The sequence below is a fragment of the Microbispora sp. NPDC049125 genome (assembly GCF_040802045.1).
In the GTDB taxonomy this organism is placed as follows: Bacteria; Actinomycetota; Actinomycetes; order Streptosporangiales; family Streptosporangiaceae; genus Microbispora.
Window position 1 is genome coordinate 186,243 of the sequence record NZ_JBEZDW010000002.1, and the last position, 23,674, is coordinate 209,916.

Genomic DNA, 23,674 nt, shown 5'->3' on the forward strand with positions numbered 1-23,674 from the left:
GATCACGCCTCCTCGTCGGCGGGGGCCGGCAGCTGCGCGGGCGGCGGGTTCTTGGACCGGTCGGCGTTGGCGCCGCCCCGGCTGCGGAGCAGCCATCCGCGTAGCCGTTCCAGCAGCCGGTCCACGTCGACCGGCTTGGGCACGTAGTCGGACGCTCCGGAGGCGATGCTCTTCTCCCGGTCCCCGCGCATGACCTTGGCGGTCAGCGCGATGATCGGCAGGTCGGCGAACTGGGGCATCTTCCGGATTGCCGACGTCGTCGCCCAACCGTCCATCTCGGGCATCATGATGTCCATCAGCACGAGGGCCACGTCCTCGTTGCGTTCGAGCTGCTCGATCCCCTCGATGCCGTTCTCGGCGTAGACCACGGTGGAGCCGTGCCGTTCGAGCACGCTGGTGAGCGCGAAGACGTTGCGGATGTCGTCGTCCACGATGAGGATCTTCGTGCCGATCAGGGGATCGTCGCCCTGCCAGTCCTGAAGGTCATGCCACTCGTTGCCCTCGGCCGCCGTCACGCCGTTGGGAGCCGGCAGGTCGGTGGGCAGGGCGATCTCCGGGAGGATCTCGGCGGTGTGCAGCTCGGGCATGCTGATCGGACGGGCCTCGGTCCGGATGGACGAGGCGATGGCGCCCCCGTCGGGGGAGGCCAGCGGGCCCGCGTAGTCCATCGGGAGGTAGAGGGTGAACGTGCTGCCCACCAGCGGCGTGCTGTCCACGTGGATCTCACCGCCCAGCAGGCGGGCGATGTCCCGGCAGATCGACAGGCCGAGCCCCGTCCCGCCGTACTTGCGGCTGGTCGTGCCGTCGGCCTGACGGAAGGCCTCGAAGATGACCTCCAGCTTGTCCGGCGCGATGCCGATGCCGGTGTCCACGACCTTGAAGGCGAGGACGTTCTCCGAGCCGCGCAGGGTCTCGTCCACGAACAGGACGCCCGGCGTCGCGTACGTGACCTCCAGCCGGACCTCGCCCTTCGGGGTGAACTTGACCGCGTTGGACAGCAGGTTGCGCAGCACCTGCTGCAGCCGCTGCTCGTCGGTGCGCAGCTCGTTGGGCAGGGCGGGGTCGACCTGCACCGCGAACGACAGCCCCTTGTCCTGGGCGAGCGGCGCGAACGTCGACTCCATGTAGTCGACGAGCTTGGGCAGCGACAGCTGCTGCGGATGGATGTCCATCCGCCCCGCCTCGACCTTGGACAGGTCGAGGATGTCGTTGATGAGCTGGAGCAGTGCGGAGCCCGCGCCGTGGATGGTCCGGGCGAACTCGACCTGCTGCGCGGTGAGGTTGCCCTCGGTGTTCTCGGTGAGGAGCTTGGCCAGCACGAGCAGGCTGTTCAGCGGGGTCCGCAGCTCGTGCGACATGTTCGCGAGGAACTCGGACTTGTACCGCGAGGACACGGCGAGCTGCTCGGCCCGCTCCTCCAGCGTCCGCCTGGCCTGCTCGATCTGGAAGTTCTGGATCTCGATGGCCCGGTTCTGCTTGGCGAGCAGCGCGGCCTTGTCCTCAAGCTCGGCGTTGGAGCGGCGCAGCTCCTCCTGCTGGCGCTGCAGCTCGTCGGAACGCTCCTGCAGCTCGGTCGCGAGGCGCTGCGACTCCTTGAGCAGGTCCTCCGTACGGCTGTTGGCCATGATCGTGTTGATCGTGACCCCGATGGTCTCCACGAGCTGGGTCAGGAACGCCAGGTGCACCTCGCTGAACTGGGTGAACGAGGCCATCTCCAGGACGCCGAGCACGTGGTTCTCGAAGAGGATCGGCAGTACGACGATCTGGGCGGGCCGCGACCTGCTCAGCCCGGTCTCGATCGTGATCGAGTCGGCCGGGACGTTCTCCAGGATGACCTGCCTGGCCTCCATCGCGGCCTGGCCGACGATGCCCTCGCCCAGCGCGAAGCGCTGCCGGGGGCTCGATCCCGGCTGGATGCCGTACCCCGCGATCAGTTCGAGCCGGCCGCCCGCGACGAGGTAGCAGGCGCCGTGGCTGGCCGACACCAGCGGGGTGAGCTCGTTCATGATGAGCCTGGCGACCTCCACGAGGTCGCGGTGGCCCTGCATGAGACGGGAGATCCGGGCGAGGTTGGACTTGAGCCAGTCCTGCTCCTCGTTGGTCGTCGTGGTGTCCCGGAGCGTGGCGACCATCGTGTTGATGGTGTCCTTGAGCTGGGCCAGCTCGCCCGGCGCGGCCACGGTGATCGACTGGGTGAGGTCGCCGCGGGCGACGGCGCTGGTCACCTCGGCGATCGCGCGGACCTGCGTGGTGAGGTTGCCGGCCAGCTCGTTGACGCTCTCGGTGAGCCGCTTCCAGGTGCCCTCCACGCCCTCGACGCGGGCCTGACCGCCGAGCTGCCCCTCCGAGCCGACCTCGCGGGCGACGCGGGTGACCTCGGAGGCGAACGAGGACAGCTGGTCGACCATGGTGTTCATGGTGTTCTTCAGCTCAAGGATCTCGCCCTGGGCGTCGACGTCGATCTTGCGGGTGAGGTCGCCGTTGGCGACGGCGGTGGTGACCTGGGCGATGTTGCGCACCTGGTAGGTCAGGTTGTTGGCCATCGAGTTGACGTTGTCGGTGAGGTCCTTCCAGACCCCCGACACGCCCCGGACCCGGGCCTGGCCGCCGAGCCGGCCCGCCGTGCCGACCTCGCGGGCCACGCGGGTGACCTCGTCGGCGAACGCCGAGAGCTGGTCGACCATCGTGTTCATCGTGTCCTTGAGCTCCAGGATCTCGCCCTGGGCGTCCACGGTGATCTTCTTCGACAGGTTGCCCTGCGCGACGGCGGTGGAGACGGCGGCGATCTGGCGGACCTGGGACGTCAGGTTGTTCGCCATGAAGTTGACGTTGTCGGTGAGGTCCTTCCAGATTCCCGACACGCCGCGGACCTGGGCCTGGCCGCCGAGGCGTCCCTCGGTGCCGACCTCGCGGGCGACGCGGGTGACCTCGGACGCGAAGGAGGACAGCTGGTCGACCATCGTGTTCATGGTCGACTTGAGCTCCAGGATCTCGCCCTGGGCGTCGACGTCGATCTTGCGGGTGAGGTCGCCGTTGGCGACGGCGGTGGTGACCTGGGCGATGTTGCGCACCTGGTAGGTCAGGTTGTTGGCCATCGAGTTGACGTTGTCGGTGAGGTCCTTCCAGACCCCGGAGACGCCCTTCACCTCCGCGCGCCCGCCGAGGCGTCCCTCGGTGCCGACCTCGCGGGCGACGCGGGTGACCTCGTCGGCGAACGCGGAGAGCTGGTCGACCATCGTGTTGAGCGTGTCCTTGAGCTCGAGGATCTCGCCCTGGGCGTCCACGGTGATCTTCTTCGACAGGTTGCCCTGCGCGACGGCGGTGGTGACGGCGGCGATCTGGCGGACCTGGGACGTCAGGTTGTTGGCCATGAAGTTGACGTTGTCGGTGAGGTCCTTCCAGACCCCGGAGATGCCGCGGACCTGGGCCTGGCCGCCGAGGCGTCCCTCGGTGCCGACCTCGCGGGCGACGCGGGTGACCTCCTCGCCGAACGCCGAGAGCTGGTCGACCATCGTGTTGACGGTGTTCTTCAGCTCCAGCATCTCGCCGACGGCGTCCACCGTGACCTTGCGGCTGAGGTCGCCGCGGGCCACGCCGGTGGTGACCTCGGCGATGTCGCGGACCTGCGCCGAGACGCGGTCGGACATCGTGTTCACGGCCTCGGTGAGATCACGCCAGCTTCCCGACATGCCGCGCAGGTTGGCCCGGCCGCCGAGCTTGCCCTCGGTGCCCAGGTCTCTGGTCACCCGGGTGACCTCGGAGGTGAAAAGGGAGAGCTGGTCGACCATGCCGTTGATGGCCTTGCCGAGCCGGCGCACCTCGCCCCGGGCGGCCCGGTCCACGTCGATCTTGCGGGACAGGTCGCCTTTCGCGACCGCGTCGATGACGTCGGCCGCCCCGCTGACCGGGGTCACGATGGCCTCGATCAGCTCGTTGACCGAGCCCACGCTCTCGGCCCACGCGCCGACGCCCGGCCCCGGGCTCAGGCGCTCGGTGAACCGGCCCTCCTTGACGATCTCCTGCTGGACCCGGGAGAGCTCGTTGGCCAGGTGTTCGCGGCGGTCGGCGACCTCGTTGAGGAGCAGGCGGATCTCGCTCAGGATCCCCGGAGGGGCGTGGGAAACCCGGCGGCGGAAGTCGCCGTCACGCCACGTGATGAGCGTTTCCAGAAAGGGGACCAGGTCGGACTCGGTGTACACCCGTTCCGTCCCGGCCAGCTCGACGTTGGCGGGCGACATGTAGCCTCCTTTGCCCCATCCGGGGGTTACGCGGCCTAGGGTGGCGTTCCTGCCTGCTAGGGGTGCCCTGGCGGCCTTATTCTTCCTAGTGGCGGATCCTCTGAACACTCCCTTGACGTAAGGCCCTTCCAGCCGCGGACCTCATGCCAGTCTGTCACGTTCCGTGGAGTGCGGGGCCCCCTTGCTTGACCCTGTGTCAGTCGGAAGTGTGGTAAGCACAATGACGGTGACAACTACCCCTCGTGCCGTCCTGGCGGCGTCCTTCGCGCCAGGCGAGACGGCCGTGACAGAAGCGACGCGGTTCACCCGTGAGGTGATGACCGCGTGGGCCGCCCTGTCCGTGAGCCCCGACGCCGAGCGGCTCGTGGCCGAGCTGGTCACGGAGGTCGCCGACGGTCCCTTCGAGGTCGTGTGGCTCCACCAGGGGGAGACCCTCCAGATAGAGGTGCGCGAGAAGGGCGGGGACGCCGGGGCGCCGGGCCGCCCGCTGGACGCGATCTCCTGGGGTGTCACGTTCACCGCGTCCTCGCGCACCCGCTGGGCGAGGATCGGCCTGCCGGGCGGTGAGCCCGCGCAGAGCGACGAGTGGCTGCTGGAGGCCGCGCACGGGCCCGGGTGGCTGGGCTTCCTCGCCGACGCGAGCGACCTGCTCGCGGGCACGCTCAACCCCGAGATGGTCCCGGCGATCCTCGCGCAGGTCGTGGTCCCCCGGCTGGCGAGCTGGTGCGCCGTCTACACCGCCGAGCATGTCGCGGGCCCGCTCAAGCTCGCCTACCTGTGGCATGCCGACGAGACGCAGATCGACGGGCTGCGCGCCGAGCTGGCGGAGCTTCCCATGCCGGCCGAGGAGGGCCCCTCCGTCATCCACACCGGCGACTGGCAGTCCCTCGCGTACCCGCTGACCGCCCGGGGGCGCAGGCTCGGCGTGATGTGCCTCGGCCGGCGCGACCGCTTCCCCGACGAGGCGATGCAGATCGCCGAGGACGTCGGCCGGCGTGCGGCGCTCGCGCTCGACAACGCCCGCCTGTACGCCCAGCAGGCCGCGGCCAACCGGGCGCTCCAGCGCAGCCTGCTGCCGCCGGACGAGCCGACGACGCCGGGCCTCGACTTCCACGTCATCTACGAGCCGGCCGGCGACGACAACGAGGTCGGGGGCGACTTCTACGATCTCTATCCGGTCGGGGAGGGGGTCTGGCGGTTCGCCATCGGCGACGTCTGCGGCACCGGTCCCGAGGCCGCCGCCGTCACCGGTCTCGCGCGGCACACGCTGCGGCTGCTCGCCCGTGAGGGGTACGACGTCGCGTCCGTCGTGGCCCGGCTCAACCAGGCGATCCTGGAGGAGGGGGAGCGGTCCCGCTTCCTCACATTGCTGCACGGCGAGATCACGGTCGTCCCGGGCGGGCTCGACATCAGCCTGGTGTCCGCCGGTCATCCGGAGGCCCTGCGGCTGCGGCCCAGCGGGGTCGTCGAGGTGGTCGCCACGCCGCAGTCGCTTCTGGGAGTCTTCCCGGAGGCGACCTTCCAGGAGGAGAGCATCCGCCTCTGGTCGGGCGACGTGCTGCTGGGCGTGACCGACGGCGTGACCGAGCGGCGGTCGAACGGCCGTCTGCTGGACGACGACGGCGGGCTGGCCAAGCTGCTCGCGGAGTGCGCCGACCTGTCGGCCCGGGCGGTGGCCGAGCGGATCCGCCGGGCCGTGCAGGATTTCACGCCCGAGCCGTGCGCCGACGACCTGGCTATTCTCGTGTTGCGAGCGCCCTGACCGCGAAGTCGATCGCGGCGGTCGTCTGCCGGATGCGCTCCTCGACCACCAGGGTGCCGTGGCCGGCGTCGTACCGGTAGACCGACGCGTCATGGCCGTGCTCTGCGAGGGCCTCCAGGTAGAGCTCGATCTGCCGCATGGGGCAGCAGGGGTCGTTCTCCCCAGCGAGGATCAGCAGCGGGGCCTGCACCGCTCCGGCGTAGGTGATCGGCGACGACGCGGCGTACCTGTCCGGCACCTCGGGCGGCGAGCCGCCCAGCAGCGCCCGGTGGCCCGCGCGATGCCTTTCCGCCTCGTCCTCGTAGGCGGCCGCGTGGTCGGCGATCGGCGCCGCGGCGATGCCCGCCGCCCACGCCTTGGGCTGGGTGCCGAGCGCGAGCAGCGTCAGGTAGCCGCCCCACGACGACCCCGCGAGCACCAGCCGGTCCGGGTCCACGATGCCCTGGTCGACCACCCAGTCGCGTACGGCCGCCACGTCGGCCAGCTCGGTGTGGCCGACCTCGCCGGTGAGCGCGTCCCGCCAGGCGGAGCCGTAGCCGGACGAGCCGCGATAGTTGACCCGGACCACCGCGAAGCCGCTGTCGACCCAGGCCGCGACGTCCGGCTGGAACGAGTCGTCGTCCTGCGCCGCCGGCCCGCCGTGCAGCAGGAAGACCGCCGGGTACGGCTGGGCGACGCGCTCGGGCCGGGAGACGAGGGCGTGGATGCGGCCGCCCGGGCCGTCCACGTCGATGTCCTCGACCGGCACCGAGGGCGGAGGCGTGCGTCCCGGGTTGATGATCACGTGCCCGGTGCTCGACCTGATCACCGGGGGGTGGGCGGCGCTCGACCAGGAGTACTCCACGGTCCCGTCGGGGCGCGGCGCCGCCGACTCGATCATCCCGTGCGAGGTCTCGATCGAGACGAGCGCGCCACCCGGCAGGTCGTATCTGAGCAGTTCTGTGCGGCCCCGGTGGTTGTGCACGATCAGCAGCGCGCGGCCGTCGTCGTACCAGTCCGCCGAGATCTCCCCCCGCGCCGGCAGCCAGATCTCCCGCTGCTCGCCGGTCTCCGGGTCCCACACCAGTGGCTCTCTGCGGCCCCGGCGCTCATGCAGGACGAGCAGTCGCCGGTCGCCGGGCACCGGAGCGAAGCGGGCGCTGGTGACGCCCATGCCAGGGCCGTCGTGCAGCTCGCCGACGGTCTCGCCGTTCGCCTTGAGGACCCGCAGGGCGGGGTGCATGGCGTCGCCGTGCTCGCTGTGGTTGATCGCGATCAGCGATCCGTCCAGCGACATGTCGACCACCGAGGCGTACTCGTTGTGCCGGTAGACGGTGACCGGCTCGGACTCCGGGCGGGTCAGCAGCACCTCGAAGCCGTTCCTGCAGGAGCGCCCGACCGCGGCGGTGCCGTTGTTCGCCAGGCCGATGCCGCAGGGGTGCCCCGGCGGCATCGGAGCCGGCTCATCCGGGCCGCCGTAGAACGGCTGGCGCATCCACACGCCCAGCTCGTCGCCGTCGGTGTCGGCGAACCACCAGATCCAGCGGCCGGCGGGGTCGAGGGCGCCGTGGGAGGTGCCCTGCGGCCGGTTGGTCACCTGGCGGGTCTGACCGGTCGACCGATCCCACGCGTAGATCTCCCATGCCCCGGAGACGTTGCTCCGATAGACGGCGCGATGCGGCGCCTGGCGTGCCCATGTGGGCAGGGTCATGCGCGGTGCCCGGAACCTGGCCTGCCAGCGTTCCTCGGCCTTCATGCGGGCCCTCCCCTGTGTTGCCGTGGGGTCGCCGCTAAGTATGTCCCGCCAGAAGCGACAATGACCTACAAATGGGGGATGTTGGGTGGGAATTTCCTGCCAACGGCATCGTGATCACTTCTGTACGAGCCATCCGGTGATGCGGAAGGCCGCAGTGACCTGTACCGGATCGGGGAGATTCGCCGTCTTCGCCGCCAGGTCGCCGGTCCGCGTGTGCCACGCGCTCGGGCCCATGCCGACCACCGCCCGTACGGCCTCGTGGCCGAGCGACAGGGTGATCTCCACCTCGTCGCGCACGGCCAGGGCGAACCGGCCGCCCAGCGTCTCCTCCAGGCGGCGTTCCTTGTCCTCGTCGACCGTCAGCAGCCCCAGCCGGTCGACGAGCGGGCGGAGATGGCCGGGGCCCGGCGTCGCGACGACCAGCATGCCCCCCGGCCGCAGGATCCGGGCGAACTCGGCGGCGTTGCGGGGGGCGAACACGTTCAGCACGACGTCGGCGGTGTCCGCCCGGACGGGCAGGGGCCGCCAGACGTCCGCGACCACCGCGCCGATCCGGGGATGCGCCCGCGCCGCCCGCCGGAGCGCGTGCTTGGAGACGTCGAGGGCGATCCCCACCGCCCGGTCGCCCAAGGCGCCGGCCAGGTAGTGCCCGGTGCCCGCGCCGGCGTCGACCACGACTCCGGTCCTCTCGCTATCCAGGGCTTGTCCACCCCGGCTTTGGTGGTTCAGGCCTTGGTGATGCGGGTCGTGCGGGCTTTGGTGGTTCAGGCCTTGGTGATGCGGGTCGTGCGGGCTTTGGTGGTAGAGGCCTTGGCGGCACAGGGCGGCCAGCCGGTCGGCGAGGGGCGCGAAGTGCCCGGCCTCCAGGAAGTCCGCCCGCGCCGCGACCATCTCGGCCGTGTCGGCCGTACCGGGAGGCGCCGACCCGGTGAGCATGTTGACGTATCCCTGGCGGGCCACGTCGAAGGAATGCCCGCGCTCGCACCGGACAGCGCCCTCCGCGAGGTGGGTTCCCGTCCCGCAGACGGGGCAGATGAGGTGATCGATGACGTCGGCGAGCACCGGCCCATCATCTCCCGGCCGTTATCCGGCCCTGTCAGTCGGAGGGCGCGTCAAGCGGACTGCAGGAGGACGGCAAGCCGGCCGGGGTCCAATGAACACGTAAGGAACCACCGAAGGGGGAGACCGAGATGACCCGCACCCGCCGCTGTTGCCCGCGCTGCCGTACCGAGCTCGACGAGGGCCCGATCATCTACCGCTGCGCCCGCTGCAGCCGCGCCGTCTACGCGGCCGACGTCGACGTCGACTACGCCGCCCCGGCCCTCAAGCGCTAGCTCCACTCCGGCATACGGCCCGGGACATATCCATTTCCCCTCCAGGTCCTGCGCGGCAGTCGGGTCTTCAGGGGGCCGAACCGGAAGTCGGCTCGGCATGGGCCGGTGAAACAGCTCGGGAACAGCTCCACGGCGTCTCGTCGAAGCGGCGGGCCGCCCCTGCTGCGGCGAACCGAGTGGCAGCGGCCGCTCGTATCGCTCCTCCACGCAGGCCGTTAATGTGGGGCGATGCCGCATGGAGCGAGGATCGTGGCCGGAGTCGAGATAGTCCCCCTTTGCGACGCCGTCGGGCCTATGGGGGACGCCATACGTAAGCCGCTCCCCGAAATGTTCCCCGGTGGCTCCTTCGCCGACGGCGACGACTGGGTGCTGCACTTCCACTGCTACCTGTTGCGGGCCGGTGGCCGTACCGTCCTGGTCGACACCGGGATCGGTGGCTTCGATTCGCCGGCCGCGGGCTGGGCGCCGGTCCCGGGCAGGCTCGGCGAGGAACTGGCCGCCGCCGGATGCGAGCCCTCCGGTGTCGACGTGGTTGTGCTGACCCACCTCCACAGCGACCACGCGGGCGGCGCCGTCGTGGCGGGCGAGCCGGCCTTCCCGAACGCGCGGTACGTGATCCAGCGGGCGGAGCTGGCCTGGGTCTCGCAGCCGATGCGCGATCGGGCCGTCGCCCCGATCGAGAGCCTGCTCCAGATCGTGGACGGCGACGCCGAGGTGCTGCCCGGGGTGCGGGTGGTGCACACCCCCGGCCACACCCCGGGCCACCAGAGCGTCGAGGTCGGCGACCTTGTGATGAGCGGCGACGTGATCCTCCACCCCGTCCAACTCGCCGACCCGGGCATCCGCTACGTGTACGACGAGGACCCCGAGGAGGCCGTACGGACCCGGACCGCCCTCATCGCCCGGGCGGCCGTCCTCGCCACCGGCCACTTCGCCGACCCCTTCGTCGACATCGCCTGACGTGCCTCAACCACCGCGTCGTGCCCGTCACCTACCTCGGACGGCGCGCCGACGGTGACGACGTGGTCGACGCTCATGTGATGATGCGGCCCGGCGCCGTGCATTCGATCTTCGTGGTGCACGAGGAACAGGTAGCCCACAGGATCGTGGACGCGGCCCCGACGACTGGGTGGCCGCTCCGGAAGGGGCGTCCCGTGGAAACCGCGTGCGCCGGGGCGGCTCTGGGCCGCCCCGGCGCGAGGTCGTACAGGTTGAGGGACTCGCCCCCGACGATCAGCCGACGAGAGCGGGGACGCGGTCCTCGTGCGTCTCCTCCGGCTCGTCGCCGTGCGAGAGCTGCGGCAGCCAGCCGAGCCAGCGCGGCAGGTACCAGTTCCAGTCTCCCAGCAGCTTCATCGTGGCGGGCAGCAGCACCGCGCGCACGATCGTGGCGTCGATCAGGATCGCCGCCGCCAGACCGACGCCCATCTCCATGAAGGTCAGCAGCGACAGCGTGGCGAACGTGGCGAACACCGCGACCATGATGAGCGCGGCGCTCGTCACCACGGCCGCCGTGCTCTTGATGCCGAAGGCGATGGCGTCCTCGGTCCGCATGCCCTTGTCGTAGGCCTCGCGGATGCGGCTGAGGATGAAGACGTGGTAGTCCATCGACAGCCCGAACAGGATGACGAACAGGAAGAGCGGCAGCCAGTTGGTGATGCTGCCGGTTGAGTTGAAGTCCAGCAGGCCTTCGCCGTACCCCTTCTGGAAGACCAGCACGAGCACGCCGTACGCGGCCGCGACGGACAGGAGGTTGAGCAGGATCGCCTTGACCGCCACCACGAGTGAGCGGAACGAGACGAGCAGCAGGACGAAGGCGAGCAGCAGCACGAACGCGAAGACCAGCGGGATCGTCCGGCCGAGCTGGTCGTTGAAGTCCATCGACCCGGCGGTGTTCCCGGTGATGTGGGCGCCGGGCAGCGTCGCCGGCACGACCGTGTCACGCAGTGTGTGGATCGCGTGCTCGGAGACGGTGTCGGTGCCGTTGCCCTTGATGCCGATGCTGATCCTCGCCACCGTCTTGTCAGGATTTATCGCGACCTGGATGGGCTCGTTGGCCTCACCCGTCGCCAGCGCCTGCTTCTTGAAGTCCTCGATCTTCGCGGTGAACGCCGGAGTCGTCACGTCGTCGGCCTTGACCACGACCATGGCGGGCTCGTTCCCGCCGGGGAACGCCTTGTCGATCCGCTTGAACGTCTGCGCGATCGCGTAGTCGCCCTGGAGGTCGTCGATGCCCTGAGTGCCGGTCTTGAGGCCGAAGGCGGGGATCGCCAGTGCGACGAGCAGGCCGCCGGCGAGGACGACGGACACCAGCGGGTGCCGCAGCACCGGGTCGATGATCGCGCCCCAGATCCGGCTCTCGCCGCCGCGCACGCCGAGCAGGCGCCGCCAGGTGACCCTTCCGCGGGTGGCGACCCGCACCGTGCCGTGGATGACCCGCGCGTTGATTTTGTCGCCGATCAGCGAGAGCAGCGCGGGCAGCACGGTCAGCGAGCCGACGACCGCCGTCAGGACCACCAGGATCGTGCCCTCGGCGAAGCCCATGAACACGCCGTTGCCGGTGAGGAACATGCCGGCCATCGCCACGATGACCGTGATGCCGGAGATCAGCACCGCGCGCCCCGACGTGGCCGCCGCGATCTCGATGGCGCGGCGCTTGTCGCGGCCCTTCTCCCGCTCCTCCCTTTCTCTCATGATGTAGAACAAGCTGTAATCGACGCCCACGGCCAGGCCGATCAGCAGCATCACGTTGCTGGTCGCGGAGTCGACGTGCAGGAGCTGGCTGGTCAGCGCGAGCAGGCCGGTGGCCGAGAAGATCGCCGTCATCGCCAGCGCCACCGGCACGAGGGCGGCCAGCAGGGCGCCGAACGCCGCGAGCAGGATGCCGAGCGTGATCGGCAGGGAGAGCTGCTCGGCGCGCACGAAGTCCTTGTCGATGGCCTCGCCGATCAGCTTGTCGGCGCTCGCCCCGCCGGCCTCCTCGACGCGCAACTGGGGGTGGGCGCTCTGCGTCTTGGCCACCGCGTCGAGCACCGGCTGGACGCGCTCGTCGGCCGTGTCCGCCTCGCCCTTCATGTCGAACTGCACCAGGGTCGTCCGCTGGTCGCGGGTGACGGGGGCCGGCTCCTTGTCGTACGCCGTGCGCACGTGCTCGACCTGGCCGGTGGCCTCGACCGCGCTCTTCACGTCCATGACCGCCTGGCGGAAGGCCGGGTCCTGCAGCGTGAGCTTCCCGTCGCGGGACTGCACCAGGACCACTTCGCCGGCGACTTCCTTGTACTTCGCGCCGTCCAGGATCTGGGCGGCCGCACGAGAGTCGCCGTTCATGCTCTCGTAGTCTTTCTGCTCAGCCGTGCCGACCGCGTTGCCGACAAATGTCGCGGCGGCCACGAACCCGATCCAGATCAGCAGCGCCCACCAGCGGTGACGTGCGCTCCACCCGCCGACCGAGGCGGCGATGTTCCTGCGGCGACCCATGTGATTCTCCTCTTTATGTGTGCTTTAACCGTAGGAACGGGCCGCCTTCGGCACATCCGGCCAGCAGACCAGATCGGCCGTACTGCTCCGGGCGTACAGCCCTCCTTCTCACGATCTAGGGGAGAACCCCCAGGGGTTTCTCAGGGAAGCCCCCGTTAGGCTCATGACATGCGTCCTTCCTCCTGCGTCCCGCTGTCGTGATCCCCGCCGACGTCTTCTACGCCGGGCTGCACAAGGTGGTCGCGGCGGCGGCGGGCTTCATCACCGACCCCTCTGGGCGCGTGCTGCTCGTGAAGCCGAACTACCGCGACCACTGGGGCTGGCCGGGCGGGCACGTCGACGAGGGTGAGTCGCCCGAGGCGGCCTGCGGCCGGGAGGTGCTGGAGGAGCTGGGCCTCACCACCGACGTGGGCCGGCTCCTGGTGGTGCAGTGGGTTCCCCCGCTGGACGACCGGCCCGTGCCGCTGGTCCACTTCCTGTTCGACTGCGGCACGGTCAACGACGGCGCCAGTGTCGTGCTCCAGGCGGAGGAGCTCGAGGGCTACGGATTCTTCACGGCCGAGGAGGCCGGCTCCCTCATGCCGTCCTACCTCGTGGCCCGCCTCCTCGCCGCCGAGAGTGCGCGCGCCTCCGGCACCACGGTGTATCTACGGCCAGGCGGTTGAACCGGCCGCACGTCACGGAGTGTGGATGCCCGCCGACTTCCCCGGACGGGTGGTCTTCGGCGTCGGCCGCCCCGCCAAGCCGGGCGAGCCCTACGCCGGCGACCCTGCGGACGATCCATGGAGAAGGGGACCCTGATGAACGGACGAGGGGGTGTCCGGCCCGATTAACCTGCCGCTTCCGTGGAATGGGAGGGGGGAAACGGCTGTGACGGAACAGGATGGTGCGGGATGGAAGAGTCCGGGCTCAAGGACGAGCTCAACGAGGTGGACGGCCAGATCGAGCGGCTGCGCAGGGACGTGGCGCAGATGCGGGAGGGGATCGGCCAGAGCTGGGACGGCCCCACGGATCCGGCCGAGCGGTCCATGCTGCTCACCAACGTCGAGCAGCAGGAGGCGCTGATCGACGACCTGCAGGTCCGGCGCGAGCAGATCCTCCAGCGTCTCGGATCGAGCTGACCGCCTCTCAGCGGGGCAGGCGGGCCTCCGCCCGGGTCCAGGCCTCCTCGCCGCCCTTGGGGTGATAGGTCACCAGGCCGCCCGCGTGCCGTACGAGGGCCCTGATGTCGTAGACCGCACCGTGGGCGCGGGCCTGGACCAGGGCGTTGCCCAGCGCGGCCGCCTCCACGGGGCCGGCGACGACGGGCAGGCCGGTGGCGTCGGCGGTCATCTGGCAGAGCAGGGCGTTGCGCGCGCCGCCGCCGACCACGTGCACGACCTCCACCTCGCGCCCGCTGAGCCGTACGGCCTCGCGCAGCGTGCGGCGGTAGGCGAGCGCGAGGCCCTCCAGCACGCAGCGGACGGTCCCGGCCCGCCCCTCGGGCGGGCGCTGGCCGGTGCGCTCGCAGTACGCCGCGATCCGCGCGGGCATGTCGCCCGGCGGCAGGAACGCCGGGTCGTCGGGGTCGATCACGGCCTGGAACGGCGGTTCCTGCCCTGCGGCGTCGAGGAGGGAGAGGAGGCCGGGCCCGCCCCACCCGCGCAGCGACTCCTGCAGGATCCACAGGCCCATCACGTTGCGCAGGTAGCGGATGGTGCCGTCGAGCCCGGCCTCGTTGGTGAAGTTGGCGAGGCGGCTCTCCTCGCTCAGCACGGGCTCGGGCAGCTCCAGCCCGACGAGCGACCAGGTGCCCGACGAGATGTACGCGAACCGGTCGCCGGTCGCCGGGACCGCCGCCACGGCGGACGCGGTGTCGTGCGACGCCACCGCGACGACCGGGGTGGAGGCGGGCAGGCCGGTCTCGCCCGCCACCTCGTCGAGCAGGGTCCCGGCGGGCGATCCGGGCCGTCGCAGCTCGGGGAGGACGCGGCCGGGCAGGCCGAGCAGGCCCGCCAGCCGGCCCGACCAGCCGCCGGAGCGCAGGTCGTACAGCCCGGTCGTGGACGCGTTGGTGACCTCGGCGCCGACCGAGCCGGTGAGCCAGTGAGTGAGCAGGTCGGGAATCATCAGGAGGGTCTCGGCGCGGTCGAGGCCGGGCTCTGCGAGCAGCTGGTAGACCGTGTTGAACGGGAGGAACTGCACGCCGCTGACCTGGTAGAGCGTCTGGGCGCCCAGCTCGCCGGAGACCCGCTCCATGATCCCGTCGGTCCGGGCGTCCCGGTAGTGGACGGGGTTGCCGATCAGCCGCCCGCCGGCGTCGAGCAGGCCGTAGTCGACGGCCCAGGAGTCGATGCCGACGGAGTCGACCGGCCCGGCGGCCCGCAGGCCGTCGAGCACCCCCTGGTGGAGGGCGAGGATGTCCCAGTGCAGCGTGCCGCTCACCCGTACGGGACGGTTGGGGAACCGGTGCGCCTCGGTCACCTCCACCCGCTCGCCGTCGACGCGCACGGCCATCACTCTGCCGCTCGACGCTCCCAGGTCCACGGCGGCGTGAACGCTGCTGACGGTCCCCACTGTCCTCCTCGTGTCGCCATCCATTAAAACGTGCTATTCGAGGTTGGCCAGGCCCTGTCCGGAAGTGGCCGATCACAGGGCTGCGCCGGGGCGCCCACCAGCCTCGTAACGCGGTGGAAGGCCTCTTCGCGACCCCATTGACAAGGCCTGAGTACGCGACATAGCGTCCCGGGCAATTGGACATAAAAACGTTTTGAGTGTCACCGGGGAAGGAGCGGGACGGGGTGACCGGACCGGATCAGCGAACGGGCCGCCCTTCGAGGACGGGGCCACGGACGCCACGCTGCGCCCGCGCGCGAGGAGGGTGATCGTGGAACGTGTCTGTTTCCTGCTGAAGGTGCGGCCCGACCGGCTGGAGGAGTACCGCGAGCGGCACGCCGCCGTATGGCCGGAGATGCGGGCGGCGCTGAGCGAGACCGGCTGGCACAACTACTCCCTGTTCCTGCGGGAGGACGGCCTGCTGGTGGGTTACCTGGAGACCGACGACTTCGAGGCGGCCCGCGCCGCGATGGCGGAGCGCGACGTCAACTCCCGCTGGCAGGCGGAGATGGCGCCGTTCTTCGAGGAGCTCGACGGCACCCCCGACCAGGGGATGGTCTCCCTCCGCGAAGTTTTCCATCTCGACTGAATCGGGGATCCGATGAGCGACATCAAGGCCGCGCTGCGCGGGCAGCGGATCGAGACCCCGTCATGGGCCTACGGCAACAGCGGCACCAGGTTCAAGGTGTTCGCCCAGCAGGGGGTGCCCCGCGACCCCTACGAGAAGCTGGCCGACGCGGCCCAGGTGCACGCGTTCACGGGGATCGCCCCGACGGTCGCGCTGCACATCCCGTGGGACAAGGTCGACGACTACGCCGACCTCGCCCGGCACGCCGCCGAGGCGGGCGTGAGGATCGGGGCGATCAACTCCAACGTCTTCCAGGACGACGACTACATGCTGGGCAGCGTCACCAACCCCGACCCGGCCGTACGCCGCAAGGCGCTGGACCACCTGCTGGAATGCGTGGACATCATGGACCTCACCGGGTCCGGCACGCTGAAGCTGTGGTTCTCCGACGGGACGAACTACCCGGGGCAGGACGACATCCGCTCCCGGCAGGACCGGCTGGCCGAGGCGCTGTCCGCCGTCTACGACCGGCTGGGCGAGGGCCAGCGCTTCCTGCTGGAGTACAAGCTGTTCGAGCCCGCCTTCTACGCGACGGACGTGCCCGACTGGGGCACGGCGTACGCCCACTGCGTGAAGCTGGGCCCCAAGGCGCAGGTGGTGGTGGACACCGGCCACCACGCGCCGGGCACGAACATCGAGTTCATCGTGGCGTTCCTGCTCCGCGAGGGCAGGCTCGGCGGCTTCGACTTCAACTCCCGTTTCTACGCCGACGACGACCTCATGGTGGGCGCGGCCGATCCCTTCCAGCTCTTCCGGATCATGTACGAGGTGGTGCGCGGCGGCGGGTTCACCCCCGAGATCGCGTTCATGCTCGACCAGTGCCACAACATCGAGCCGAAGATCCCCGGCCAGATCCGTTCGGTGATGAACGTCCAGGAGGCCACGGCCAAGGCGCTGCTGGTCGACGCGGACGCCCTCGCGGCGGCGCAGACGGCGGGGGACGTGCTCGGCGCGAACGCCGTCCTGATGGACGCCTACAACACCGACGTCCGGCCGCTGCTGGCCTCGCTCCGCGAGGACATGGGCCTCGACCCCGACCCGATGAAGGCGTACGCCCGCTCGGGCTACTCCGAGAAGATCCGCGCGGAGCGCGTCGGCGGCAAGCAGGCCGGCTGGGGCGCCTGACCGCAGTGCGTTGAGGGGGGATATTTCATGACTTCGCCGGTTGAGCAGCTGCTAGAACGCGCGCACACCCTCGGAGCCGACCCGCGGAACACGAACTTCGCGGGAGGGAACGCCTCGGCCAAGGGGACCGCCGTGGACCCGGTCACCGGGGCCGACGTGGAGCTGATGTGGGTCAAGGGGTCGGGCGGCGACCTCGGCACCCTGACCGAGGCGGGCCTGGCGGTGCTCAGGCTGGACCGGCTGCGCGCGCTGACCGCCGTCTACCCCGGGGTCGAGCGCGAGGACGAGATGGTCGCGGCCTTCGACTTCTGCGCCTTCGGGCTGGGAGGGGTGGCGGAGCCCGGGCGGACCCGGCGCGGGGCCGCCCCGTCGATCGACACCGCGATGCACGGCCTGCTCGACGCGGCGCACGTCGACCACCTCCACCCCGACGCGGGGATCGCGATCGCGACCGCCGCCGACGGCGAGGAGCTCACCCGGCGGATCTTCGGCGACCGCGTGGTGTGGGTGCCCTGGCGGCGGCCCGGCTTCCAGCTCGGCCTGGACATCGCGGCCGTCAAGGAGGCCAACCCCGAGGCCGTCGGCGTGATCCTGGGCGGCCACGGGATCACCGCGTGGGGCGACACCTCGGCCGAATGCGAGGCCAACGCCCTGTCGATCATCCGCGCGGCGGAGGCGTACATCGCGGAGCACGGCGGCGCCGAGCCGTTCGGGCCGGTCAGGCCGGGCTTCGAGCCGCTGCCCGAGGACGCCAGGCGGGAGCGGGCCGCCGCGCTGTTCCCCCTGATCCGCGGGCTCGCCTCTACCGACGCGCCGCAGGTCGGCCACTTCACCGACACCCCGGAGGTCCTCGACTTCCTGTCGCGCGAGCGCCACCCGGAGCTCGCCGCGCTCGGCACGTCGTGCCCGGACCACTTCCTGCGCACCAAGGTCGCCCCGCTCGTGGCCGACCTGCCCGCGGGGGCGACGGCCGAGGAGATCGCCGGCCGGCTCCGCGAGCTTCACGCGGCCTACCGCGAGGACTACCGGGCCTACTACGAGCGGCACGCGACGCCGTCCAGCCCGCCGATGCGCGGCGCCGACCCGGCGATCGTCATCGTCCCCGGCGTGGGCATGTTCTCCTTCGGGAAGGACAAGCAGACCGCCCGGGTGGCGGGCGAGTTCTACGTCAACGCGATCAACGTGATGCGCGGCGCCGAGGCGCTGTCCACCTACGCACCCATCGAGGAGTCGGAGAAGTTCCGCATCGAGTACTGGGAGCTGGAGGAGGCCAAGCTGCGCCGGATGCCGGCGCCCAAGCCGCTGGCCACCCGGGTCGCGCTGGTCACCGGCGGCGGTTCCGGCATCGGCGCGGCCACCGCCCGTCGTCTCGCGGCCGAGGGCGCCTGCGTGGTGGTCGCCGACCGCGACATCGCCGCCGCCGAGAAGGTCGCCGCCGAGCTCGGCACCGGGGCGTACCGCCAGGAGGACGTGGCGGTCGCCGTCCAGGCCGACGTCACCGACGAGTCCCAGATCGTCCGTGCCGTACGGCAGGCCGTGCTGGCCTTCGGCGGGGTCGACCTGGTCGTCAACAACGCCGGGCTGTCGCTGTCCCGGTCGCTGCTGGAGACCACGGCCGACGACTGGGACCTCCAGCACGACGTGATGGCCCGCGGCTCGTTCCTGGTCTCCCGCGAGACGGCCCGGGTCATGATCGACCAGGCCATGGGCGGCGACATCGTCTACATCGCCTCGAAGAACGCCGTCTTCGCCGGGCCCGACAACGTCGCGTACGGCGCTGCCAAGGCGGACCAGGCCCACCAGGTGCGGCTGCTCGCAGCCGAGCTGGGCGGGCACGGCATCCGCGTCAACGGGATCAACCCCGACGGCGTGGTCCGGGGCTCGGGCATCTTCGCCTCCGGCTGGGGGGCCAACCGGGCCGCGGTCTACGGTGTCCCGGAAGAGAAGCTCGGTGAGTTCTACGCGCAGCGGACGCTGCTGAAGCGCGAGGTCCTGCCCGAGCACGTCGCCGCCGCGATCTTCGCCGTAACCGGAGGAGACCTTTCCCTCACCACCGGCCTCCATATCCCGGTCGACGCCGGGGTGGCCGCCGCCTTCCTGCGCTAGACCCGTCACGGCGTTCCTGCGCGCTCGGCCTGGACACTCACCGGCCGGGCGCCGTGGCAGATCTCCTCGGCGCCGACCTGGTGGAGGTCCACCCCTGGGGTGGATCGTCCCGATTGGCGGGTAAAGATGGGTATGTACGCTCAAATCGGGGTTCGTCACTTATTGGTGGCGTGGCGGGGGACGACGGGGCGGCGTAGAAGTGTCATGACGGCTTTGCCGACAAGGGTGTCCAGGCGGGTGCCGAACGGCCTGCCCGCGGAGGTGACCAGTTTCGTCGGGCGCCGCCATGAGCTGGCGGAGGTCAAGCGCCTGCTTTCCGGCTCCCACGTGGTCACCCTCACCGGCGTGGGCGGGGTCGGCAAGTCCCGCCTCGCCCTGCGGGCCGCCGTCGACCTGCGGCGGGCCTTCCCCGGCGGGGTCTGGCTGGTCGAGCTGGCCGAGCTGAGCGATCCCGGGCTGGTCGAGCATGCCGTGGCGGACGCCATCGGCCTGGCGGACTACTCCCGGCTTCCCGAGCTGGACAGGCTGATCGAGCGTCTGGCCGGGAGGCACGCCCTGATCGTGCTCGACAACTGCGAGCACCTGCTCACCTCCTGCGCCGTGCTCGTGGACGCCCTCGTGCGCTCCCTGCCCCACCTGCGGGTCCTCGTCACGAGCAGGCAGCCGCTGGGCATCGTGAGCGAGCAGACCGTGGCCGTGGCGCCGCTGCCGTTGCCCGTCGCCGACGGATCCCTGTCCACGGCCGAGTCGCTGGTGGAGTGCGACGCGGTCCAGTTGTTCGCCGAACGGGCCGCCGCGGTGCTGCCCGGCTTCACCGTGACGGAGGCCAACCAGGAGGCCGTGGCGGCGATCTGCCGGAGGCTCGACGGCCTGCCCCTCGCGATCGAGCTGGCGGCGGTGCGACTGCGCGCGCTGTCTGCCGAGCAGGTGCTGGAACGGCTGGACGACCGGTTCCGCCTGCTCACAGCCGGGTCGCGGGCGGCCCCGCCGCGTCAGCGTACGCTCCGCGCGCTGATCGACTGGAGCTACGAGCTGTGCACGCCCGGGGAGCGGCTGCTGTGGCAGCGGGCATCGGTGTTCAGCGGGGGACTCGATCTGGAGGCCGCCGAGGACGTCTGCTCGGGCGACGGCATCCGCACCGGCGAGATCCTCGACCTGGTCAGCGGTCTCGTCGAGAAATCCGTCCTGGTCAGGGAGGAGCAGCCCGGCTCCGTGCGCTACCGGCTGCTGGACACGATCCGCCAGTACGGCAGGGAGCGGCTGGCGGCCTCCGGCCGGATGGCCGATCTGCAGCGGCGGCACCGCGACCACTACTGCAGGCTGGCGGCGCGGGCGAGGGCGGAGATCTTCAGCTCCTCCCAGGTTGCCTGGCTGGCCGATCTCCAGCGCGAGCACGCCAACCTCCGGACGGCGCTGGAGTGGTCGTACGGCGAACCGGGAGAGGAGGGGACCGGCCTGGCCATGGCCGCCGACCTCTTCTACCACTGGGTCACCCGCGCCCACGTCAGGGAGGGCCGCGTCTGGCTGGATCAGGGCCTGGCCGCGGGCGCGGGACCGGAGGAGACCCGGGTCGTCGCGCTGTGGGCCGGCGCGTGGCTCGCGATGCTCCAGGACGACACGGAATCGGCGGCCGGGATGGTCGAGGAGAGCCGGGCCATCGCCCAGCGGCTCGGCCTGGAGCGGGCCCTCGCCTACGCCACGACGTGCTCCGGTGCGATCGCCATGCGCCGGGGTGATCAGAGCGCGGCGATCAAGCTGTTGCGGGAGGCGGCCGACGCGCACCGGGTCGTCGGGGACCCCGCCGGGCTGGCGCTCACCCTCATCCGGCTGTGCCACGCCCACTCCTTCATGGGGGACGGGGCGCTCGCCCGCTCGATCGGCGAGGAGTCCCTCGTCCTGTGCGAGACCCACGGGGACAGCTGGCATCGGGCGTACACCCTCATGGCGCTCGGCGTCGAGGCCTGGCGGGAGGGCGACTTCGCCCGCGCCGTCGCGCTGGAGAAGGACGGCCTCCGGTTCAACCGGATGATCAACGACATCCGCGGCGCGGGTCTGAACGTCGAGGTGCTCGCCTGGGTGGCCGCGAGTGAGGGCCGTTACGAACGGGCGGCACGCCTGCTCGGCGCGCTGGAGGTGGTCTGGCGGAGTCTCGGCGCCCAGTTGCCCGGATTCGAGCACCTCGCCCGCTACCACGACCAGTGCCGGGCCCGCTGCGTCGAGGCGATGGGAGACAGCGCCTTCCGCGCCGCGACGAGGCGCGGCTTCCGGCTTCCGTACAACGACGCGATCCTGTACGCGCTGCACGAGGAGGACGATCAGGGGAAGCGGCGCAAGCAGGGAGCGGCGGAGCGGCTGGCGCCGCTGACGCGCCGGGAGGCGGAGATCGCCGAGCTGGTGGCGCGCGGGCTGAGCAACAAGGACATCGCGTCGGCGCTGGTGATCTCTCAGCGGACCGCGGAGGGGCACATCGAGCACATCTTGAACAAGCTCGGCTTCAACTCCCGAGCCCAGATCGCCGCGTGGATGAGCGAGCGCACCCGCGAGGACTGACGCGGGGACCTGCCCGGGGACCTACGCCGCGAGGGCGGCGGGCAGCTCGAACCAGACGACCTTGCCGTCCGGCGTCCTGATGCCTCCCCAGCAGCAGGCGAGCACGTCGAGGAGCCGCAGGCCGCGCCCGCCCTCCTCATCGTCGTCGGCGTCGTGGAGCCGGGGCAGGGCGGTCTCGCTGTCCTCGACCTCGCAGCGCAGCAGGCCCTCGATCGCGGAGAGCGTGAGACGGATCGGCCCTCTGGCGTGCTCAAGCGCGTTGGTGACCAGCTCGCTGACCAGCAGTTCGGCGACGTCCAAGCGGTCTTCCATCCCCCACGCGGTCAGCCGGGCGCGGGTCAGGCGGCGGGCGGTCGCGGCCGAGCGCCCGTTGGGCGGGAGCCGCCACGAGGCCGTCCGGACTCCGGGGTCCTCCGCCAGGGTGACGACGATCTCACCGAGGCGGCGGCGGGCCTCCTGCCACCGCTCGGAGGCGGCGGCACGGCGCTCGGCTCCGGCGTCGTAGGCGTACGGGGCGGATCGGGTTTCGTAGTCCATGGCCGGCAGAAGTCCTGTCCCCGTCATGCCGCGCATCCCAGCAACTCCCTCGCTGGAATGCTGCGGCCGTCGGGCAGCAGCTCGCCGCTGTCATCGAAGAGCACGACGCCGTTGCAGAGGAGGCCCCAGCCCTGCTCGGGATGGAAGGCGACCAGACAGGCCGCCTCTCGGTCGGGGGCGTCGGCCGGCGGGCACTGAGGCTGGTGCTGGCACATGGTGGTTTCCCCTGGTTCCTGGTCTTATGGGGCATTCTTGACGACGTTTTCAGCATGCCACCCCCTGTCTGTGCCGCATGACGGGGAAAACCCCCGTATCGGTACCCATTCCTCCGTACGTAGGTAGTGCGCAGGCCAGCGTCGCGGCCCGGAGGTAGATCCTCGGCCCGTTTTCCCAGGTCGTACTGCATGGACGAGGAAAGAGACGGCCATCCGCCGGCCCGGGTCCGCGCCGGGACGGCCACCTCCGCCACCGGCGTCCGACCGGCACAGCGTGAGCACCGTCCCCGGGATCGCCTCGGCGTGAGCGCGGACGAGACGCTCACTAAAATCGCCTCATGAGCCCGAGGATCGCCACCGCCGAGAACGTCTCCCGAGAGCAGCTGCTCGACTTCCTGCGTGATCGCCACCGGGCGATCCTCATCACGTCGCGACGTGAGGGAGGCCCGCAGGCGTCCCCGGTGACCTGCGGCGTCGACTCCGAGGGCCGGATCGTGGTGTCCACCTATCCCGAGCGGGCCAAGACGCGCAACGCCCGCCGCGACGCCCGGGTCAGCGTGGTCGTCCTGTCCGACGACTTCGACGGGCCGTGGGTGCAGGTGGACGGCACCGCCGAGGTGCTCGACCTGCCCGAGGCCCTCGAACCGCTGGTCGAGTACTACCGTTCGATCTCCGGCGAGCACCCCGACTGGGACGAGTACCGCGAGGCGATGAGCCGTCAGGGCAAGTCGCTGGTGCGCGTGACCCCGACAAGCTGGGGCCCTGTCGCCACCGGCGGCTTCCCCCCACGTCTCGCCTGACCGGCCGACCCTCGCAGTCACCCGCGTGTCAGCCGGTCCAGTCCAGTTCGTACACAGTGATCAGCTCAGCCGGTTCGTCGACGTGGAAGTGGATCACGCCGAAACCGCCGAATACAGCCTGCCGGTAGCCACGACGCCCGGGATATAGCACCTGGGCGTCCCATGGCTCGTCGACAAGATCGGCGGCCCGCTCGACCAGGGCCGTCAAGGCGTGGTCGGGGAGATCCTTCATTCGCGCCAGCACCGAGCCGGCGAGGGGCACGCGATAGCTCACCGGCGCCGTACCCGTGCCAACCGCTCCTCCCGGTCGGGGATGGCATCGTCGAGGGGGATGAACTCGCCGATGCCCTGGGCCGCCTCCTGAGCACGCTGCTCATACGTGGGGTCGGCGAAAGCAATCGAGTTCAACCACCACACCTCCGGCTTCGGCGGTGAGGGCCGCTCAAGACGGAAAAGGTCTCCTCTGCGCGTCCGCGCCGGCCTCCCCGTATTGGAGCCGCAACCGATGCCGACGGCGGCAGGCTCGGGCCGGCCGTGCGGATGCCCGCGCCTTGCCGAACAGGTCTGTTCGG

General features: G+C 70.9%; 20 protein-coding genes. 11 read left to right on the plus strand and 9 right to left on the minus strand.

The features are described from left to right. Nucleotides 1-2 precede the first annotated feature (2 nt). On the minus strand, nucleotides 3-4,238 hold the full coding sequence (locus tag AB0B72_RS03280) for a HAMP domain-containing protein (protein ID WP_367736650.1): 4,236 nt from the start codon (nucleotides 4,236-4,238) through the stop codon (nucleotides 3-5). A gap of 220 nt (nucleotides 4,239-4,458) precedes the next feature. Here AB0B72_RS03280 and AB0B72_RS03285 point away from each other — a divergent pair, with 220 nt between their 5' ends. Then, complete coding sequence (locus AB0B72_RS03285; protein ID WP_367736651.1) at nucleotides 4,459-6,000, plus strand: PP2C family protein-serine/threonine phosphatase; 1,542 nt, start codon at nucleotides 4,459-4,461, stop codon at nucleotides 5,998-6,000. Here AB0B72_RS03285 and AB0B72_RS03290 read toward each other — a convergent pair. Both AB0B72_RS03290 and AB0B72_RS03295 read right to left on the minus strand, forming a co-directional pair. After that, complete coding sequence (locus tag AB0B72_RS03290; RefSeq protein ID WP_367736652.1) at nucleotides 5,975-7,735, minus strand: prolyl oligopeptidase family serine peptidase; 1,761 nt, start codon at nucleotides 7,733-7,735, stop codon at nucleotides 5,975-5,977. The two genes, AB0B72_RS03285 and AB0B72_RS03290, sit on opposite strands and share 26 nt — an antisense overlap. A gap of 114 nt (nucleotides 7,736-7,849) precedes the next feature. Beyond that, nucleotides 7,850-8,797 (minus strand): putative RNA methyltransferase, encoded by a 948-nt coding sequence (locus AB0B72_RS03295; protein ID WP_367736653.1) that lies wholly within the window; start codon nucleotides 8,795-8,797, stop codon nucleotides 7,850-7,852. A 128-nt stretch (nucleotides 8,798-8,925) separates the two neighbouring features. Here AB0B72_RS03295 and AB0B72_RS03300 point away from each other — a divergent pair, with 128 nt between their 5' ends. Next, nucleotides 8,926-9,069 carry a hypothetical protein gene (locus AB0B72_RS03300; protein ID WP_367736654.1) on the plus strand — a complete coding sequence of 48 codons (144 nt, stop codon included), beginning with the start codon at nucleotides 8,926-8,928 and terminating at the stop codon, nucleotides 9,067-9,069. 294 nt (nucleotides 9,070-9,363) lie between these two features. Beyond that, nucleotides 9,364-10,029, plus strand: a complete 666-nt coding sequence (locus tag AB0B72_RS03305; RefSeq protein ID WP_367736655.1) for an MBL fold metallo-hydrolase — start codon at nucleotides 9,364-9,366, stop codon at nucleotides 10,027-10,029. 273 nt (nucleotides 10,030-10,302) lie between these two features. Here AB0B72_RS03305 and AB0B72_RS03310 read toward each other — a convergent pair whose 3' ends face one another. Next, nucleotides 10,303-12,546 carry an MMPL family transporter gene (locus tag AB0B72_RS03310; protein ID WP_367736656.1) on the minus strand — a complete coding sequence of 748 codons (2,244 nt, stop codon included), beginning with the start codon at nucleotides 12,544-12,546 and terminating at the stop codon, nucleotides 10,303-10,305. 197 nt (nucleotides 12,547-12,743) lie between these two features. Between AB0B72_RS03310 and AB0B72_RS03315 the strand changes: the two genes are divergently transcribed. Together AB0B72_RS03315 and AB0B72_RS03320 are read left to right on the plus strand one after the other, a co-directional pair. Continuing rightward, nucleotides 12,744-13,211, plus strand: a complete 468-nt coding sequence (locus AB0B72_RS03315; protein ID WP_367736657.1) for an NUDIX domain-containing protein — start codon at nucleotides 12,744-12,746, stop codon at nucleotides 13,209-13,211. A 228-nt stretch (nucleotides 13,212-13,439) separates the two neighbouring features. After that, nucleotides 13,440-13,667: a hypothetical protein gene (locus AB0B72_RS03320; RefSeq protein ID WP_367736658.1), complete on the plus strand. Its 228-nt coding sequence runs from the start codon at nucleotides 13,440-13,442 to the stop codon at nucleotides 13,665-13,667. A gap of 7 nt (nucleotides 13,668-13,674) precedes the next feature. Here AB0B72_RS03320 and AB0B72_RS03325 read toward each other — a convergent pair whose 3' ends face one another. Beyond that, nucleotides 13,675-15,102, minus strand: coding sequence for a rhamnulokinase family protein (locus AB0B72_RS03325; protein ID WP_367736659.1), 1,428 nt, complete (start codon nucleotides 15,100-15,102; stop codon nucleotides 13,675-13,677). 310 nt (nucleotides 15,103-15,412) lie between these two features. On the opposite strand from AB0B72_RS03325, the gene AB0B72_RS03330 reads away from it, so the two are divergent. From AB0B72_RS03330 to AB0B72_RS03345, 4 genes are all read left to right on the plus strand, one after another. Next, complete coding sequence (locus AB0B72_RS03330) at nucleotides 15,413-15,730, plus strand: L-rhamnose mutarotase (protein WP_367736660.1); 318 nt, start codon at nucleotides 15,413-15,415, stop codon at nucleotides 15,728-15,730. A gap of 12 nt (nucleotides 15,731-15,742) precedes the next feature. Beyond that, the gene (gene rhaI / locus AB0B72_RS03335) at nucleotides 15,743-16,894 is read left to right on the plus strand and encodes an L-rhamnose isomerase (RefSeq protein WP_367736661.1); all 1,152 of its coding nucleotides are present in this window, start codon (nucleotides 15,743-15,745) and stop codon (nucleotides 16,892-16,894) included. A gap of 27 nt (nucleotides 16,895-16,921) precedes the next feature. Continuing rightward, nucleotides 16,922-19,000 (plus strand): bifunctional aldolase/short-chain dehydrogenase, encoded by a 2,079-nt coding sequence (locus AB0B72_RS03340; protein ID WP_367736662.1) that lies wholly within the window; start codon nucleotides 16,922-16,924, stop codon nucleotides 18,998-19,000. A gap of 204 nt (nucleotides 19,001-19,204) precedes the next feature. Then, the gene (locus tag AB0B72_RS03345; protein ID WP_367736663.1) at nucleotides 19,205-21,550 is read left to right on the plus strand and encodes a LuxR C-terminal-related transcriptional regulator; all 2,346 of its coding nucleotides are present in this window, start codon (nucleotides 19,205-19,207) and stop codon (nucleotides 21,548-21,550) included. 21 nt (nucleotides 21,551-21,571) lie between these two features. Here AB0B72_RS03345 and AB0B72_RS03350 read toward each other — a convergent pair whose 3' ends face one another. Beyond that, nucleotides 21,572-22,087 (minus strand): ATP-binding protein, encoded by a 516-nt coding sequence (locus tag AB0B72_RS03350; protein WP_367736664.1) that lies wholly within the window; start codon nucleotides 22,085-22,087, stop codon nucleotides 21,572-21,574. 23 nt (nucleotides 22,088-22,110) lie between these two features. Beyond that, on the minus strand, nucleotides 22,111-22,302 hold the full coding sequence (locus tag AB0B72_RS03355) for a DUF5999 family protein (protein ID WP_367736665.1): 192 nt from the start codon (nucleotides 22,300-22,302) through the stop codon (nucleotides 22,111-22,113). Between the two features lie 189 nt (nucleotides 22,303-22,491). Between AB0B72_RS03355 and AB0B72_RS03360 the strand changes: the two genes are divergently transcribed. Both AB0B72_RS03360 and AB0B72_RS03365 read left to right on the plus strand, forming a co-directional pair. Next, entirely contained in the window at nucleotides 22,492-22,644 is a 153-nt protein-coding gene (locus AB0B72_RS03360) for a hypothetical protein (RefSeq protein ID WP_367736666.1), read from the plus strand. Next, the gene (locus AB0B72_RS03365; protein WP_367736667.1) at nucleotides 22,641-23,102 is read left to right on the plus strand and encodes a PPOX class F420-dependent oxidoreductase; all 462 of its coding nucleotides are present in this window, start codon (nucleotides 22,641-22,643) and stop codon (nucleotides 23,100-23,102) included. The genes AB0B72_RS03360 and AB0B72_RS03365 overlap by 4 nt, the downstream gene beginning before the upstream one ends. A 28-nt stretch (nucleotides 23,103-23,130) precedes the next feature. Here the strand turns inward: AB0B72_RS03365 and AB0B72_RS03370 are convergent, their stop codons facing one another. Both AB0B72_RS03370 and AB0B72_RS03375 read right to left on the minus strand, forming a co-directional pair. Then, the gene (locus AB0B72_RS03370; RefSeq protein WP_367736668.1) at nucleotides 23,131-23,376 is read right to left on the minus strand and encodes a hypothetical protein; all 246 of its coding nucleotides are present in this window, start codon (nucleotides 23,374-23,376) and stop codon (nucleotides 23,131-23,133) included. Beyond that, nucleotides 23,373-23,510 (minus strand): hypothetical protein, encoded by a 138-nt coding sequence (locus AB0B72_RS03375; protein ID WP_367736669.1) that lies wholly within the window; start codon nucleotides 23,508-23,510, stop codon nucleotides 23,373-23,375. The genes AB0B72_RS03370 and AB0B72_RS03375 overlap by 4 nt, the downstream gene beginning before the upstream one ends. Between the last annotated feature and the right edge of the window lie 164 nt (nucleotides 23,511-23,674).